Genomic DNA, 17319 nt, shown 5'->3' with positions numbered 1-17319 from the left:
AAACATTTTATAGTATGTTTTTATACATAACATCTAAAAAGAAAATAAATATGTCCGTTTTTTAAATTCTTCATACATGTGATTATATCAAACAATATTTTATGGTGATATCATATCATTTTCCTGTGTTTGTAAGCCTCTGACATTATAAAAACAAATAGTCTCCTTTGGCTTTTTTTAAACATCTTTATTAGCTCATTCTATAATATCTTGAGCCGTAATGTTACGATGGTTAAATTTATGTAAATCCCCATCTGTCACTATGCCATAAAACTTGTATATATTTATTTATACAAATAAATTACCCCATCAAAAGCACCACATACAGACCCTGCTTGATTTTTATAGGCAGATATGATTGTTTTTTCGCAATCAAAAAAAGGGGGAAAAAATTTATGGTCGCGCGTGTTACAACAATTGCTTTTCGCGGTTTAGAAGCAATCCCTGTTGATGTACAGGTTATGATTGCTCCTGGTAGGATAGGAATGGCTATTGTTGGATTGGCAGATAAAGCTATCGCAGAAAGTCGTGAACGTGTGCAAGCAGCCCTGCATGCTTGTGGACTTTCCATGCCTAACAAACGAGTTACGATTAATCTTGCACCAGCTGATTTACCTAAAGAAGGTTCACATTATGATCTCCCTATTGCAATAGGCTTAATGCTCGCTATGGGACTTCTTCCCCAAAAAATAGCACAAAATTATATCATTTTAGGAGAATTATCACTGGATGGATCTATTACTGCTGTCAACGGCGTTTTACCAACCGCTATGACAGCTTTATCACTTAATAAAGGGTTAATTTGTCCCCACCAATGCGGACCTGAAGCTGCATGGGCAAATGCAGATATGGATATTCTCGCACCCGATACACTTCTTGCTATCGTCAACCATTTTAAAGGAACACAAATCCTAAAGCGTCCACAACCACGCCAATACACAATCCAAACTGAGTTACTAGACCTTTGTGAGATTAAAGGACAAAAAGCCGCCAAACGTGCTTTAGAAGTATGCGCAGCTGGACGGCATAACCTTTTATTTGTAGGCCCTCCTGGCGCAGGAAAATCTATGTTAGCTCAATGCTTACCTTCTATTTTACCGCCTCTTGATAGCCGTGAGCTTTTAGATGTTTGTTTGATTGCCTCTATTACTGGAGAAACAGTACACAATACCATTTCACGCCACCGTCCCTTTCGCTCTCCTCATCATTCTGCTTCCATGGCAGCAATAATTGGTGGTGGACTCAAAGGAAAACCAGGAGAAGTAACACTTGCGCATAATGGCGTTTTATTTCTTGATGAATTGCCTGAATTTTCTCCACAAGTCCTTGATTCTCTTCGTCAACCCTTAGAAAGTAGAGAATGTATTATTGCCCGCGCTAATCACCATATCAGTTATCCCGCTCGCATCCAGCTCATTGCTGCAATGAATCCTTGTCGATGTGGCATGGCAGGCGAAGAAGGCCATGTTTGTGCTAAAGGTCCACGCTGTCAGAGCGATTATCAAGCTCGTATTTCTAACCCTTTGCTCGATCGAATTGACTTACGTATTTGCGTGCCTGCCCTAACAGCTATGGATCTCATGCAACCAGAACAATCTGAAAAAAGCTGTGATGTTGCAAAACGCGTTGCGCGAACCCGTTCTATTCAAGCCAAACGTTTTGCAAAATTGGGCCTTGGTCATATTCGCACCAACGGTGATTGCCCTGGCAAAATTATTGAACAAATTGCTATTCCAGATCAAAGTGCGACCACATTATTACAGGATATTAGTGAAAAAATGTGCTTTTCTGCACGCGCTTATCACCGTATCCTCAAAGTTGCACGCACTATCGCTGATCTTGATGAAGCAGATCAACTTTCACGTCATCATCTTGCAGAAGCCATTTCCTATCGATTAAACAGTGAAAAATTAACAACTATTGGTTAAAGAAGTTATTCGTCAATAAAAATGAATCGGCAAATAATATAAACAAAATCTTATTCGTTTATCATCATTTCCAAATATTTTAAGAATATAGCTTAAGTGCATTAATTAATTTTGCATTCCTTGCAAAAACATTCCGCATTTTTCTTTCTGACAACTGTAAAACTACACAAGTAGCACCCAATAAAATAATCAACTTATTAGGTCATTCAGCCATTAAGATTAAGGTTCATAATCATCAAAAATATTGTTTTCTTTTAGCTATAACTTGATCGAAATAATGAGCATTTTTATAGATTAAAATGTTTGATATTTTCTAAAATTGTCAAAAAAACATAATAATTCATACATTTATCCAGAATACATGGGAGATAGGAATGTAAATCTCATTGTAAACGTTTTTAAGCATAAACATAAAGAAAAACGATCCTTGAATACAGAAAATATCATCAAATCTTCCTGCTCTTCTTTTTTTAATCAAATAAATGCAAAAATAAAGATTTGACACCATTTACGTATGGAAAAATTAATCCACCTAATTATAGAGTAACAAATGTTGAATATATACTTGATATACGGTAAATGTTTTAATGCAGTTATTTTTGTAAATAGCACATTAGAATATTAAACCTGAACAGAGCCAATAAAAATATTGATATCAAATACAGAAATGGATTGACTTATGAGTGATGAAACAACCTCATCATCAAATAGTGAGTATGGTGCCGCTTCCATCAAAGTTCTCAAAGGTCTTGATGCTGTACGTAAACGCCCCGGCATGTATATCGGTGATACTGATGATGGTTCCGGTTTGCACCACATGGTTTACGAAGTTGTAGACAACGCTATTGATGAAGCTTTAGCTGGTCATGCTACCCTTGTAAATGTCACGCTTCATGCCGATGGATCTTGTTCTGTTCGTGATAATGGGCGTGGAATTCCAACTGATATTCACCCAACGGAAGGCATTTCAGCAGCTGAAGTTATTATGACACAACTTCATGCCGGTGGAAAATTTGATCAAAATTCTTATAAAGTGTCAGGAGGATTACACGGCGTTGGTGTCTCTGTTGTCAACGCACTTTCGGTTTGGTTGCGACTACAAATCAAGCGTAATGGCAAAATCCATGAAATGTCGTTTACCCGTGGAGTAGCCGATTCTCCTCTCAAAATTGTTGATGATTGTGATGCAGAAAGCGGAACAGAAATCAGCTTTTTACCAAGCTCTGAAATCTTTACTAAAACTGAATTTGACTTCGAAACTTTAGAACGTCGTTTGCGAGAATTAGCTTTTTTAAATTCTGGTGTACACATTCTCCTCACAGATCAGCGCCATGCTGATATTCAATCAGTAAAGTTACACTATGACGGTGGATTAATTGAGTTTGTAAAATATATTGACCAGTCTAAAAAGTGCTCATTGATAATCCTATTTACATTACAAACGAAAAGGATGGGATGAGTGTAGAGGTTGCTTTATGGTGGAATGATTCCTATCATGAAAAAGTATTATGTTTTACCAATAATATTCCACAACGTGATGGAGGAACTCATTTAGCAGGCTTTCGCAGTGCCTTAACACGCCAAATCAATGGTTATGCTGAATCTTCAGGTATTACAAAAAAGAAAAGGTCAACTTAACTGGTGATGATTGTCGTGAAGGATTAACAGCTATTCTTTCAGTCAAAGTTCCTGATCCCAAATTTTCCTCACAGACAAAAGATAAATTGGTTTCTTCTGAAGTACGCCCTATTGTTGAAAATTTAGTCAATGAGGGTCTTTCAGCATGGCTAGAAGAACACCCTAATGAAGCGAAAATTCTCATCAGTAAAGTAGTAGAAGCTGCAGCAGCCCGTGAAGCAGCACGTAAAGCACGTGAACTCACACGGCGAAAAGGAGCTCTTGATATTACTTCACTTCCAGGAAAGCTTGCTGATTGTCAAGAACGTGATCCTACAAAATCAGAAATTTTTATCGTTGAGGGAGATTCAGCTGGTGGCTCAGCTAAAAGTGGGCGTTCACGTCAAAATCAAGCGATTTTACCTTTGCGTGGTAAAATTCTTAACGTCGAACGGGCACGTTTTGACCGAATGCTCTCATCTGAAATGATTGGTACACTTATCACTGCTCTTGGAACTTCTATCGGCAAAGACGAATTCTCGCCTGATAAATTACGTTATCATAAAATTATCATTATGACAGATGCAGATGTTGATGGAGCCCACATTCGTACTTTGCTTCTCACTTTCTTCTTCAGGCAAATGCCTGAATTGATTGAGCGTGGTCACCTTTATATTGCTCAACCCCCCCTTTATAAAGTATCACGTGGTAAATCTTTTCAATATATTAAAAATGAAACAGCATTTGAAGAGTTTTTGATTGATGCAGGACTGGAAGACACAACATTAGAATTATCAACAGGTGAGATTCGTGCGGGGACTGATTTACGTCAACTCGTTCAAGATGCTTGTTTGTTACGCCAACTTTTAAATGGTCTTCATACCCGCTATGATCGCAATATTGTTGAGCAAGCAGCAATTGCTGGTGTTTTTAACTCTGAAGCTTTTGCAACACCAGAGAAAACCCAAAAAACAATAGATAATGTCGTGCACCGCCTTGACTTAATTGCTGATGATATGGAACGTGGCTGGAGTGGGTATAACACACCAGATGGAGGTTTGTGTTTTGAGCGCATTTTACGTGGCGTTAAAGAGGCTGTTGTGCTCGATACAGGGCTTATAAATTCAGCAGATGCACGTCAAATTGATCGTGTTTGTCAAAATCTCATAGAAATATATAATCCTCCCACTCTTCTGCATCGCAAAGATAAATCAGAGCATATTTTTGGACCAATGAGCTTATTAGAAAGTATCTTTGTAAACGGTAAAAAAGGCATAACTCTACAGCGTTATAAAGGTCTTGGAGAAATGAATGCTGAACAGCTTTGGGAAACAACCCTTGATCCTGATGCACGTTCTCTTTTACAAGTTAAAATCAATGATGCAACTGACGCAGACTCTCTCTTTTCCCGTTTAATGGGTGATGAAGTTGAACCACGGCGAGTTTTTATTCAAAATAATGCTCTAAGCGTTGCTAATCTTGATATCTAAAAATACTTTTTGTTTTAAGCTTATAAGCACCATTGAGTTTTGCGTATTACTTTTTTGTATGTGAGAATTTTCTCTATTCTTCATTTACATAAAAGAAAAATAAGAAAGGTCGTCACATATGCCAGCTGAAATGAAACGCGTAGGGGCTGACGGTGGCATGGAATATTCTTTTGGTTTCACAAAAGTTGATGAAATGCAAAAGCAGTCTATGGTCGACGATGTATTTCATTCTGTTGCGACAAACTATGACAAAATGAATGACATTATGTCTCTTGGGCTGCACCGTATGTGGAAAAATTCTATGGTTGCATGGCTCTCTCCACCAGCGATTTCTGGCTGGAAAGTTCTTGATGTAGCTGGTGGGACTGGTGATATCGCTTTTCGTATTCTCAATGCTTCACGCAAACAAGTTCACGCTACAGTACTTGATATTAATAATTCGATGCTCAACATTGGTAAAGAGCGTGCGCATAAAAATGGTCTTGCTCCTTTTATTGATTTTATTGAAGCCAATGCAGAAGATCTTCCTTTTGAAGATCAAAGCTTTGATGCTTATACAATTGCTTTTGGAATTCGCAATGTGCCACATATTGATAAAGCTCTTAAGCAAGCTTTGCGTGTTTTAAAACCGGGTGGGCGTTTTTTATGTTTAGAGTTTTCAAACGTCGAAATGCCTTTTCTTGATAAAATTTATGATCTTTGGTCTTTTCATGCCATTCCCCAACTTGGTCAATTGATTACCGGTGATGGCGATGCTTATCGTTATTTGGTTGAATCCATTCGTAAATTTCCCAAACAAGATGATTTTGCCCATATGATTAGTCGTGCAGGTTTCTCGCGAGTATCGTATCGCAACCTCACCGGTGCTATTGCAGCATTACATTCAGGCTGGAAGATCTGAAAAATGGTACAAATTTCTGCTTATTTTCAACTTATGCGCGCGGGATGGATTTTAGCGCGTGAGGGTGTCCTTAGTGCTCTTCCCAGAGAAGGTCTTCATGGTCCTCTGGCGACATGTCACCATATAGCAAGAATTTTAGCACGGCGTAAAACAAAAAAGAAACACCGATCTGAAAATATGTCACACGCCATTAATAAGCTTGGCCCCTCTTATATTAAGCTTGGTCAATTTCTTGCCACCCGACCTGACATTGTAGGGCGTGATATTGCTAAAGATCTGGCACAGCTACAAGACTGTGTCCAAACATTTCCTTGTACTGCAGCTATTGCCCAAATTGAAAGTTCGCTAGGTCGCCCTATGGATGATTTATTCATAGATTTTTGCCCACCTATTGCTGCTGCTTCTGTTGCCCAAGTTCATCCAGCTGAATATTATGATGAAACAGGTCATAAAAAAAAATGTGCCGTTAAAGTTATCCGCCCCAATATCAGAACTCGTTTTGCTAAAGATCTTAAAAGTTTCTACCTTATTGCCCGTTTGCAAGAGCGTTATATTCCCGCTTCTCGACGTTTACGCCCTGTTCGTGTTGTTGAAACTCTGGCACAAACTACCCGTATTGAAATGGATTTACGCTTAGAAGCAGCTGCCCTATCAGAAATGGCTGAAAATATTCAAAATGATATAGGTTTTCGGGTGCCTCTAGTGGATTGGGAAAGAACAGGACGCGATGTTTTAACGATGGAATGGATTGATGGCATAAAAATGTCTAATATTTCAGCACTTAAAGAAGCAGGCTTTGATTTGAAAAATCTAGCAACCACGCTTATTCAATCTTTCCTTCGCCACACACTACGGGATGGTTTTTTTCATGCCGATATGCATCCTGGTAATTTATTCGTAGATCAACAAGGATGTATTGTTGCTGTTGATTTAGGAATTACAGGGCGGCTTAGTAAAAAAGAAAAATATTTCCTCGCTGAAATTCTTTATGGTTTTATTACTCGTGATTACTATCGAGTGGCACGCGCCCACTTTGAAGCAGGATATGTACCTCCTCATCACAGTATTGAAAGTTTTGCTCAAGCCAACCGAGCTATTGGTGAGCCCATTCACGGACAATCAGCACAAAGCATTTCCATGGCCAAATTACTCACACTTTTGTTTGAAGTTACTGAATTATTTGACATGAAAACTCGGCCTGAACTTTTGCTGCTGCAAAAAACTATGATTGTTGTAGAAGGTGTAGCTCGCACATTGGATCCAGCTTTTAATATGTGGAAAGCCTCTGAACCAGTTGTTAAAGAATGGATTGGCAAAAATTTAGGCCCTATGGGACTTATCCAAGATTTTAATGAGGGAGCACAAGCACTGTTTTCGCTGGCACGTCAAACACCAAAGTTAGTGAAAAACCTTCAGCGTATAGAAGAAAATCTCAGCCAAATGACAAAAACAGGACTGTATCTTTCCCCCTCCACCTTTAAGCACTTTGTTTTCGAACAAAATCGTAATCACCGTTATAGCCGTTATAATTTATTTATCACGACCCTTTGTCTCATTATTTTAGGCTTTTTCTTTTTCATTTTTTCTAATTTGCTTAATATGCTAAAAAGAATAAAGTTTATGAAATCATTGAAATCACTTTATTCCTTTGGAAGCATTTTATGGCCAGTATCACTATCCGTAATCTTTCACCTGAAACCAAAGCAATGTTGCGCATACGAGCAGCACAAAATGGTGTTTCTATGGAAGAAGAAGCACGTCGTTTGTTAAGCAATCCCACCGCATCATTCACACCACTATTACAAGCAAGTGCTGTTGAAATGCAATCATTGCAATCAAAATCTGTGCTTCTCATTATCGGTGGTGGAATTGCTGCCTATAAAGCACTTGATTTGATTCGTCGTTTACAAGAACGTGGAGCGCATTTGAACATTATTATGACAAAAGCGGCTCAAAAATTTGTTACCCTCTTAGCAGCTGAAGCTCTGAATGGTGGCGTTGTATATAGCGATTTATTTTCACGTGAAAAAGATCATGATATTAGTCATATTCGACTAGCACGTAATGCTGATTTAATTATTTTAGCACCAGCTACTGCCGATCGCATTGCAAAAATGGCTGTTGGCATAGCAGATGATTTGGCTGGTTGTGTGCTTTTAGCAGCACGCTGTCCACTTTTGATTGCGCCAGCTATGAATCCGGCTATGTGGGCTCATCCTGCAACTGTACGTAATGTAGCACAATTGCATGCTGATGGGGTTCATATAGTAGGACCAGAAAGTGGTAAAATGGCTGAACGAGATGAAATAGGTTATGGGCGTATGAGTGACCCCTTAACCATTGTAGCCTCCATAGAAACTCTTTTGAGAAAGAAAGAAAAGCCGCTTTCTGGTCGTCATTTCATTGTTACTTCTGGCCCCACGTACGAACCAATTGACCCAATACGTTATCTTGCCAATCGCTCCTCAGGCAAACAAGGTCATGCAATTGCAACAGTTTTAGAACACTTGGGAGCTGCAGTAACACTTATTTGCGGACCAGTTGATATTCCTGATCCACAAAACGTAAAAACTATTCACGTGGAAACAGCTTGTCAAATGTTAGAAGCTGTTCAAACTGCATTACCTGCTGATGGTGCTATTTTTGTTGCTGCTGTTTGTGATTGGCGTAGCCAAACGCAATTTTTACAAAAAATCAAAAAGGAAAACAACAAAATCCCACCATCTTTGCATATGGTCGAAAATCCTGATATTTTGGCAACTATCGGTCACGCTTCAAACCGCCCCCCACTTGTGATTGGTTTTGCCGCTGAAACATGTGACATTATTGTGAACGCACAAAAAAAATGTGTTCAAAAAGGAGCAGATTTCATTCTTGCAAACGATGTTTCTCTTCACACTGATGGAACAAGTGTAATGGGTGGAGATACAAATAAAATTTGTCTGGTTAGTAGAGAAACTGTTGAACAATGGCCATGTATGAGTAAACAACAAGTAGCTGAAAAATTAGCAAAGATTATTGTGTCATTTTTTCATTCTCTTTCCCCCACTGATTAAAAGAAGAAAGAGTTTCTTATTTCAATAAAAATAAAAATTTTTAAAAGTTAATGATGTTTTAAAAACACAACGTAAAATAAGAGATAAATTTTAATTACTACAATTTACGTAAGGACCATATGATTTACCAAACAGAACTTATATAAAACACCATTTAATCTATCTCTTGTTTTCTATTCTTCTCTTCTTATCTATCGTTTATGATTTTTACCGCTACTTATTTGGCCTTAAAACGCCTTTTCACCCCGCAATATTGCATCATGATGTTGAAAATTTTGGGGCTTACTTGTGTTGTTTTCATCATTATATGGCTACTCATACACAAGCTTTTTATGCCTTATCTTTGGCTTTGGATTACGCATTTTTTCCCCATATTAACAGATTGGACAGGATTATTAAAACTTAGCACATTAATCATTTTTAACTTTGGTCTAGCTTTTTTGGCGCCTTTTCTGATTGCTCCAACTACTGCTATAATTGGCAGTTTTTTTGTTGATGCCGCCGCTGAAATTATTGAAAAAGAAGATTATCCCAATGAACCTGTTGGGCAAACTATGTCGTTTACGTCTTCGCTTATTCTCTCTTTAAAATTTTCTGTCATAAGCCTTTTAGGTAACGTAATTGCCTTTATTTTATTTTTCATACCAGGTATTAATTTGATCGTTTTTTATGTTATTAATGGCTATATGTTAGGTCGTGAATATTTTTTGCTCTCTGCTTACCGTTTTCAATCCCAGAAAGAAGCCCATAGTTTCTTACGCATCCATCATATGACAGTATTTTGGGCTGGTTTAGTGATTGCGTTTTTCGTTTCTATTCCCATTATTAATTTAGTAACACCACTTTTTGCGGCTGCCTTTATGACATATTTATATAAAATGCTCCCCCATAATCACTCTACACTTATTACATTAAAATAATTTACACTTAATCAAATAGTCGACCTACGAAAGAGGCATCTTATTCCAGAATTAATTTTATATTTAATATAATCTGACGATACTAAAAAATACAAAATTACATATTTAAAATATAATAATCTATTGAAACAATTAATTTTATTAATAAAACGTGTTTATTTTATTGGTTTTATTTTTCTTATAAATGCACAGCTTAAGTTAGTAACACTTGTAATTAAGATTATCATGCCGCTTTTAAAGCTATATACTTATAACTTAATGATTCAAAATCACCACATCATGTATTCATAAATTGCAGCAGATTTTTTAAAAATTCATTTTTATGGACAGCATTTTCCCATATAAATTTTCGCTCTTATTATTTATAAGTTATTATAATACTATAGTATTAAAGTTCTTTCGGCTGAAAATTTACATTATTCGGTTGATAATTTAATCATTGTTGACTTATTACAAAAAACAGATGAAAAAATTTTCCTGCTAAAATGAATAATGAACTTTTATTTTAGCTATTAATATCTCAACAATCAGTAACAAACAGATACCAAAATTTTGCAAAATAGTTTAAATTTTGTCTATTATGTTTTTGCAGTAAATGTCACTAATCAAATATTAAAGGAAATATCTTTGATTAACCAGATTAACCCTACAGTTAAAGTGACCAAACAATACATCCTTACCTGCTACAATAGGATTTAATATTCAAATAAATAAACAAGCAAACTATATCGCTAAAATTGTTAACAGATTTATTAAAGGGAATACTCTTAACTCATGCCATTGTTGCTCTATTAAATAAACAAGGGAAGCTAAAATGATATATTGAAAGCCAACACTGGTAAAAAATAAAACAAATAGTTGATTAATCAGTCAAAAGAATCCGACTATTCAATCCCAAATGCCCTTAAGCCATATAAAGTGTATAACATCTAAAGGGAGATTACCAAATGAATTGGATTACAAATTATGTTCGTCCTAAAATTAATTCTATATTAGGTCGTCGCGAAATTCCAGACAATCTATGGATCAAAGATCCTGCTAATGGTGAAATGGTATTTCATAAAGATTTAGAAGCTAACCAATATGTGAGTCCTTCTTCCGGTCATCACATGCGTATTAGTGCAAAAAATCGTCTCATGCATTTTTTTGATGATGGTGCTTATACATTACTTGAAAATCCAAAAGTTGTCACAGACCCATTAAAATTTCGCGATACAAAACGCTATACTGATCGGTTAAAAGAATATCGCTCTAAACTCGGTGTTGATGATAATATTTTAAATGCACGAGGAACTATTGAAGGTTTACCAATTATTGCCACCGTTCAAGACTTTGCCTTTATGGGTGGATCACTTGGCATGGCTTCAGGGGAAGCTATTATCAAAGCTTTTCATACTGCCATTGAAGATAAATGTCCTTTAGTTCTTTTTGCTGCTTCTGGTGGAGCACGAATGCAAGAAGGAATATTGTCACTAATGCAAATGCCTCGTACAACAGTAGCAATTGAAATGATGAAAGAAGCAAAACTTCCCTATATTGTGGTTCTAACCAATCCTACCACCGGTGGTGTAACTGCTTCTTATGCTATGTTAGGAGATATCCACATTGCTGAACCTGGAGCCATGATTGGTTTTGCAGGGCCACGTGTCATCCAACAAACCATTCGTGAAACTTTACCAGAAGGTTTCCAAAGTAGTGAATATTTGCTTAATCATGGTATGATTGATATGGTTGTATCACGCTTGGAAATGAAAGCCACTATTGCACAGCTTTTACGTTTGATGATGAAACATCCTGCACCTCAAAAACCTTCTTACCCATCATCTCAAAATTCTCAAACAGTATTTTCTGAAACAAATGCTGCTTAAATTATGAAAAAAAGCCACACACAAAAAGTGATTGATGATTTACTGGAAAGCTATCCAAAAAAATTTGCTCCTTCTTTAGAACGTATTTCTCGTCTTTTAGAGTGTCTTGGCAATCCACATTTAAAACTTGCACCCATTATTCACATTGCCGGAACAAATGGTAAAGGATCTGCTTCAGCCATTTGTCGGGCTTTGTTGGAAAGTGCAGGCTACCGCGTTCATGTATATAGCTCTCCCCATTTGGTGCGTTGGAATGAACGCTGGCGACTAAGCGGTCAATTTGTCACAGATAGCCAACTGATCAAAACAATTCACCAAATTATAGAAGTAAACCGTAACGAACCAATCGCTGTTTTTGAAATTCTCACAGCAGTCGCTTTTATGTTGTTTAGCACAAACCCAGCTGATGCAATAATTGTAGAAGTTGGATTAGGAGGGCGTTTTGACGCTACCAATGTAATTAAAAAGCCAGCTGTATCCCTTATTATGCTTATTGACTATGATCATGAAACCTTTCTTGGCAACACTATTGAACAAATCGCTTTTGAAAAGGGGGGAATTATCAAACAGACTGTTCCTGTGGTCATTGGCAAGCAAAATTATGATATAACTCATTCTATTTTAAGCACTCTTGCTGATAAAAATAAAGCACCTTATTCTATTTTTAACCAGGATTATCAAAGTTACGAAGAATATGGACGTATGGTATTCCAAAATAATCAAGGTTTAATGGATTTACCGCTTCCTAATCTTATCGGTGCTCACCAAATTGCTAATGCTGGCGCTTCTATCGAGGCAATTTATCAAGCAGGATTTCAACTTTCAGAACAAACAATAAGCAAAGCCTTGCGCAATCTTTACTGGCCAGCACGAATGCAGCATCTTACCCATGGACGATTAGTTGATCAACTTCCTCTCAGTACCGATTTATGGCTCGATGGTGGCCATAATCCTGCTGCTGGAAAGGTTGTTGCAGCAGAACTTACACAATGGAAAAAAAATCAAACCGCCCTATTATTATGATTGCCAGTATGCTTAAAACTAAAGACACTATTGGTTATTTTCGTCTTCTGGCTAATCTCGTAGATAAAGTTTATACGATCCCATTAAATTCTAATAGTGCAAGTGTTTGTCCTATAATCTTAGCCCAATCAGCTCAAAAAGTAGGGCTTAGTGCTAGCCCGCAAACTAATCTACAGACTGTTTTTCATAAAATTAGTTTAGAACATAAAGACGCAATCATCTTTATTGGTGGCTCTCTTTACTTCGCAGGTGATATTTTACGTGACAATGAAACACCACCATGCTAGAAAATTCTCCTTCATAGAGCTTTAATAAATAGAATTTTTTATCATGAAACTTGATTGCACTCTTTATCAACATCCTAAACTTATCACTGTTTTCGGTGGATCAGGTTTTGTAGGGCGACATATTGTTGAAACTTTAACCAAACAAGGATATCGCGTTCGTATTGCTGTTCGCTATCCACAAAAAGCTTACTACATGTTACAAGTAGGTGAAGTGGGCCAAACCCAAATGCTTGCAACTGATGTTAAACACCGTGCTTGTGTTGCCCGTGCATTACTTGGAGCAGACGGTGCAATCTTTCTTCCAGGAAGCTTAACGCAAGCAAGCCAGTCGAATTTTCAAAATGCACAAATCGATGGCGCAAAAAATGTTGCAGAATTATCAGCTCAAGCAAATATTCCGCTCATTCACATATCCACACTCATCGCCAATGATGAAAACACCTCATGTTCTTATGCCCATGTCAAATTTACAAGTGAGCAAATTGTGCGTCATAGTAATCCTCAAGCAATTATTATGCGCCCATCGGTTATTTTTGGACCGGAAGATTGCTTTTTTAATACCTTGGCAAATTTATCTCGCTTTTCGCCTATTATGCCACTTTTTGGTGGTGGGCAAAGCAAATTGCAACCTGTTTATGTTGGTGATATCGCTGAATTTGTTGCACGCGCTTTGGAAGGAAAGATTGCTTCTGGAAAAAGTTATGATCTTGGTGGACCTGTAGTTATGACATTCCAGAGTATCATTGAAAATATATTAAAAATCATTCACCGCAAGAAAATAGTTTTATCTATGCCTCTTTCCATCGGTCTCTTCATTGGAAATATTTTAGGAAATATCGGTAAAATACCCTTATTACCAGAACTTATGACTGCTGATCAAATACGCTTTCTACAAATAGACAATATTGTCTCTCAAGAGGCTATTAAAAATGGACGGACTTTAGAAGGGGTTGGAATTACTCCTAAAACAATGAGCGCTATTTTACCCAGTTATCTATGGCGGTTTCGTCCTCAAGGGCAGTTTTCTAAAAGTTTATCAGCTTAATACACATTTTTTGCGATTAAATTGATAACGCTTACACTTAAAAAAGAATAAGATGTACTGATACTCAAATTTTACTCATACGGTATTTTCAGACAATATAACCTTATAAATAAATTCTTCGGCTTCCTCTTGCGATGTTAAAACCACTGTAAACTTTAGTGTTTTATTTTATCAATAGAATTTATGATATTCTTTATTGCCTGTTGTGGGTATGACCATTCAATATATCGATATATTGTCTATAAGCTACAAACTCATGAAAATTTAAAATCATATAAAGAAATCTTTATATGTGTGTACATTTTTTAAGCTTCTTTAATTACTATGAATAAAGTAATCTTAAAAGAATAAAAATAATAGCTTAAATATCACGTTATCAAGGATACCGAACTTGCTATTTATAGCTAAGAAATCTGGTATTTCTCACCAAAAATGGAAATATTCAATCTGATGATTTGTCGTAAAAAATTTTCTTCTAACTAACCTTTAAATGAGGCATATATTTCTTGTATAGAAAACTATAAAAATAAAGTAACCGTTTTACTTAAATATCCTAATGAAAAAGTTGCATCCCTTTATCTTAATCGGTTAGAAATAAAATCAAATGTTTTATCGGAAGATATAAGCTACCTATATTGGAGTTACCTACAAAAACCTTATAACCCAAATCATCACCGTTATTAGAACATTTCCCTGGTTAAAAAGGAGATGCATCGTGCAAAACTTTGGTGACTATACCTCCAAAGAAAAAACTCAAAAAATCATTCAAATTTATACCAGTATTTTTTGCTTCTTATTCTTTTTTTCTCCATTACCAGCTGTTGCTCAATCGTTAGCATTCCCCTCTCTTTCTAACTTCACTTGGCCAGATGGTTCATGGCTTATTTTAGCTATCTTTGGGGGTATTTCTTGCACCTCACTGCTCATATGTATAGCGGTTATTATGGCTATAAAAAGAGCTTCATGGAAACCGTTGAAAATGATTCAAGCAGATTTTTTTGAAAAGCTTAAATATTATGAATGGCTTTTTGAAGAAACAGAGCAGTGCCTTCTTATTTGGGAAAATCCAACAGCCTTACCGCATATAGTTGGTAATATTTCTGCATTACAAAAAATGGAAATTAACCAGAAAAATTTTCAATGTTTTGGGCGTTGGCTTGAAGAATCATCTCTAAGACAGCTTGATAAAGCACTGATTCAATTGCGTTGCAATGGTTGTCCTTTTGAGCTTTCTATTACTACGACAAATAAAATATTGTTGCAAGTTACAGGCGTCATCGCAGGAACAGCGGCCATCGCGCGTTTTCAAGATATTTCAACACAGCAAAGTGAAAATATTCGTTTACAGAAAAATATCGCCGAGTTACTTCAGGAACTGAACCTACAACGTAACCTTCTTGATCATATTCAAGAACCTGTATGGATCCAAGACTGTAAAGGGAAAATCTGCTTTATTAATCGCGCTTTTCGAGAAATAACAGGCTTTAAAGAAGGCAGCAATCATATAACTGATCTTTTCAATGAAGCCACACAGTGCAAAACAGGTGAAGCAGAAACAGTTTTTCAAGAACATGTGCATACAGTTGTTGATGGAGAACGGCGCCACTTTCACCTCACCCGTGTCACAACAGCAGAAGGGATGGCAGCTTTTGCTCGTGACGATAGCGCATATGAAAATCTTACCAAAGAAATGAGACGAATTCTTCAAAACCATTGTGAAACACTCGACCAAATTTCAACAGCTGTGGCAATTTTTGATACTCATCAAAAATTAAAATTCTGCAATCATGCCTTTAAGGTTTTATGGCCACTGGAAAATTCTTTTTTAGAAAGTGAACCAAGTCATTCATTGCTTCTTGAACAGTTGCGTGAAAAAGGATTTCTTGGTGAACATCCTGATTGGCGTGCATGGAAAGAAGAGCTTTTTAAAGCTTATCAGCAAATAGAATCGGATCAACAAATTTGGAATCTCCCTGATGGACGTACAGTGCGAGTTATTGCTAGCCCTCATCCGCAAGGAGGTGTTACTTGGTTTTACGAAAATCTTACTGAAAAAATTGATCTTGAGCGACGCTATAACACATTAATCAAAATACAAGGTGAAACACTTGATAAACTTTCTGAAGGTGTAGTGGTTTTTGGGACTGATGGTCGCCTTCGTTTATCAAACCCAGCCTTATCAAAATTGTGGTCTTTACCTTATAATTTACTAGTAGAAGGAACCCATATTACACAATTACAAACCCATTGTTCAACTTTAACAGTGGGACAAGAATGGGAACAATTTACCAAATTCATTACCGGTTTTGCTGAAAAACGCGATGCATATTCAGGTCGCATAGATTTAAAAAATGGAACGATTATTGATTATACATTGGTACCATTGCCTAACGGACAAACAATGCTAACGTTTGTTAATGTTACCGATAGTGTTCATATTGCGCGCGCACTACAAGAAAGGAATGAAGCTCTAGAAAGTGCTGATCGTTTACGCAATGAATTTGTCCAACATGTTTCTTATGAATTACGTACACCTCTTACCAATATTATTGGATTTTCTGACATTTTACGCGACCAAATTTTTGGCTCTATCAATGAACGCCAACATGAATACCTTGGCCACATCCAATCAGAGTCAAATGCCCTTTTGAACATTGTTAATGATATTCTTGATCTTGCGACTCTTGATGCAGGCATTATGGAATTGGACATTAAACCAGTTAACATTTCCGATGCTATGGCACAAGCAGTTGCTCGAGTAGAAGAACATCTTAATGGGCGCTATATCACATTTGCACAACAGATTTCTCCTTCTTTAAATTTTATTTTGGTTGATGCAACACGTTTGCACCAAATTTTTGTTAATATACTCAGTAATGCTGTTAATTTTGCAATGGAAGAAAGCACAATTGAATTTTGTGCAAATAAACAAGGAGACAACATTGTTTTTAGCGTCCATAATGAAGGGTCTGATATCCCAACTGATATTTTGGATCGTATTTTTAAACGTTTTTCTTCTCGTCCGCATCATGGTGGACGTGCAGGAGCGGGTCTTGGCCTTTCTCTTGTCAAAAGTTTCGTTGAACTCCATGGTGGACATGTTAAAATTTTAACGGGTACGGGCCAAGGGACAACAGTTAAGTGCTTTTTTCCAGTGCAAAAAGAGGATATAATTTCTTAATCT

The 17319-nt window shown here is 36.8% G+C and carries 7 protein-coding genes and 3 pseudogenes; all 10 read left to right on the top strand.

The window, feature by feature from the left end; translation table 11 throughout:
• Positions 1-395: 395 nt before the first annotated feature.
• The 10 genes and pseudogenes from BWD121_RS07200 (at position 396) to BWD121_RS07155 (ending at position 17316) form a co-directional block, all read left to right on the top strand.
• Positions 396-1928, top strand: coding sequence for a YifB family Mg chelatase-like AAA ATPase (locus BWD121_RS07200; protein WP_078663957.1), 1533 nt, complete (start codon positions 396-398; stop codon positions 1926-1928).
• Positions 1929-2607: 679 nt separating this feature from the next.
• Positions 2608-5035, top strand: a pseudogene (gene gyrB, locus BWD121_RS07195) (DNA topoisomerase (ATP-hydrolyzing) subunit B).
• Positions 5036-5153: 118 nt separating this feature from the next.
• Entirely contained in the window at positions 5154-5936 is a 783-nt protein-coding gene (gene ubiE, locus BWD121_RS07190) for a bifunctional demethylmenaquinone methyltransferase/2-methoxy-6-polyprenyl-1,4-benzoquinol methylase UbiE (protein WP_078663956.1), read from the top strand.
• A 3-nt stretch (positions 5937-5939) separates the two neighbouring features.
• Positions 5940-7520 (top strand): annotated as a pseudogene (gene ubiB, locus BWD121_RS07185) (2-polyprenylphenol 6-hydroxylase); the annotation flags it as partial.
• A 77-nt stretch (positions 7521-7597) separates the two neighbouring features.
• Positions 7598-8992 carry a bifunctional phosphopantothenoylcysteine decarboxylase/phosphopantothenate--cysteine ligase CoaBC gene (gene coaBC / locus BWD121_RS07180; RefSeq protein WP_078663955.1) on the top strand — a complete coding sequence of 465 codons (1395 nt, stop codon included), beginning with the start codon at positions 7598-7600 and terminating at the stop codon, positions 8990-8992.
• A 200-nt stretch (positions 8993-9192) separates the two neighbouring features.
• Positions 9193-9912: a sulfate transporter family protein gene (locus BWD121_RS07175; protein WP_078663954.1), complete on the top strand. Its 720-nt coding sequence runs from the start codon at positions 9193-9195 to the stop codon at positions 9910-9912.
• 947 nt (positions 9913-10859) lie between these two features.
• Positions 10860-11780, top strand: coding sequence for an acetyl-CoA carboxylase, carboxyltransferase subunit beta (accD, locus tag BWD121_RS07170; RefSeq protein ID WP_078663953.1), 921 nt, complete (start codon positions 10860-10862; stop codon positions 11778-11780).
• 3 nt (positions 11781-11783) lie between these two features.
• Positions 11784-13090: pseudogene (locus BWD121_RS07165) on the top strand (folylpolyglutamate synthase/dihydrofolate synthase family protein).
• Between the two features lie 43 nt (positions 13091-13133).
• Entirely contained in the window at positions 13134-14135 is a 1002-nt protein-coding gene (locus tag BWD121_RS07160; protein ID WP_078663952.1) for a complex I NDUFA9 subunit family protein, read from the top strand.
• Between the two features lie 715 nt (positions 14136-14850).
• Positions 14851-17316: a PAS domain-containing sensor histidine kinase gene (locus tag BWD121_RS07155; protein WP_078663951.1), complete on the top strand. Its 2466-nt coding sequence runs from the start codon at positions 14851-14853 to the stop codon at positions 17314-17316.
• Positions 17317-17319: the final 3 nt, after the last annotated feature.

It is taken from the genome of Bartonella sp. WD12.1 (assembly GCF_002022415.1).
Taxonomy (GTDB): domain Bacteria; phylum Pseudomonadota; class Alphaproteobacteria; order Rhizobiales; family Rhizobiaceae; genus Bartonella.
Note: the sequence above shows the minus strand (reverse complement) of the source record. Positions and strands in the feature narration are given on the sequence as shown.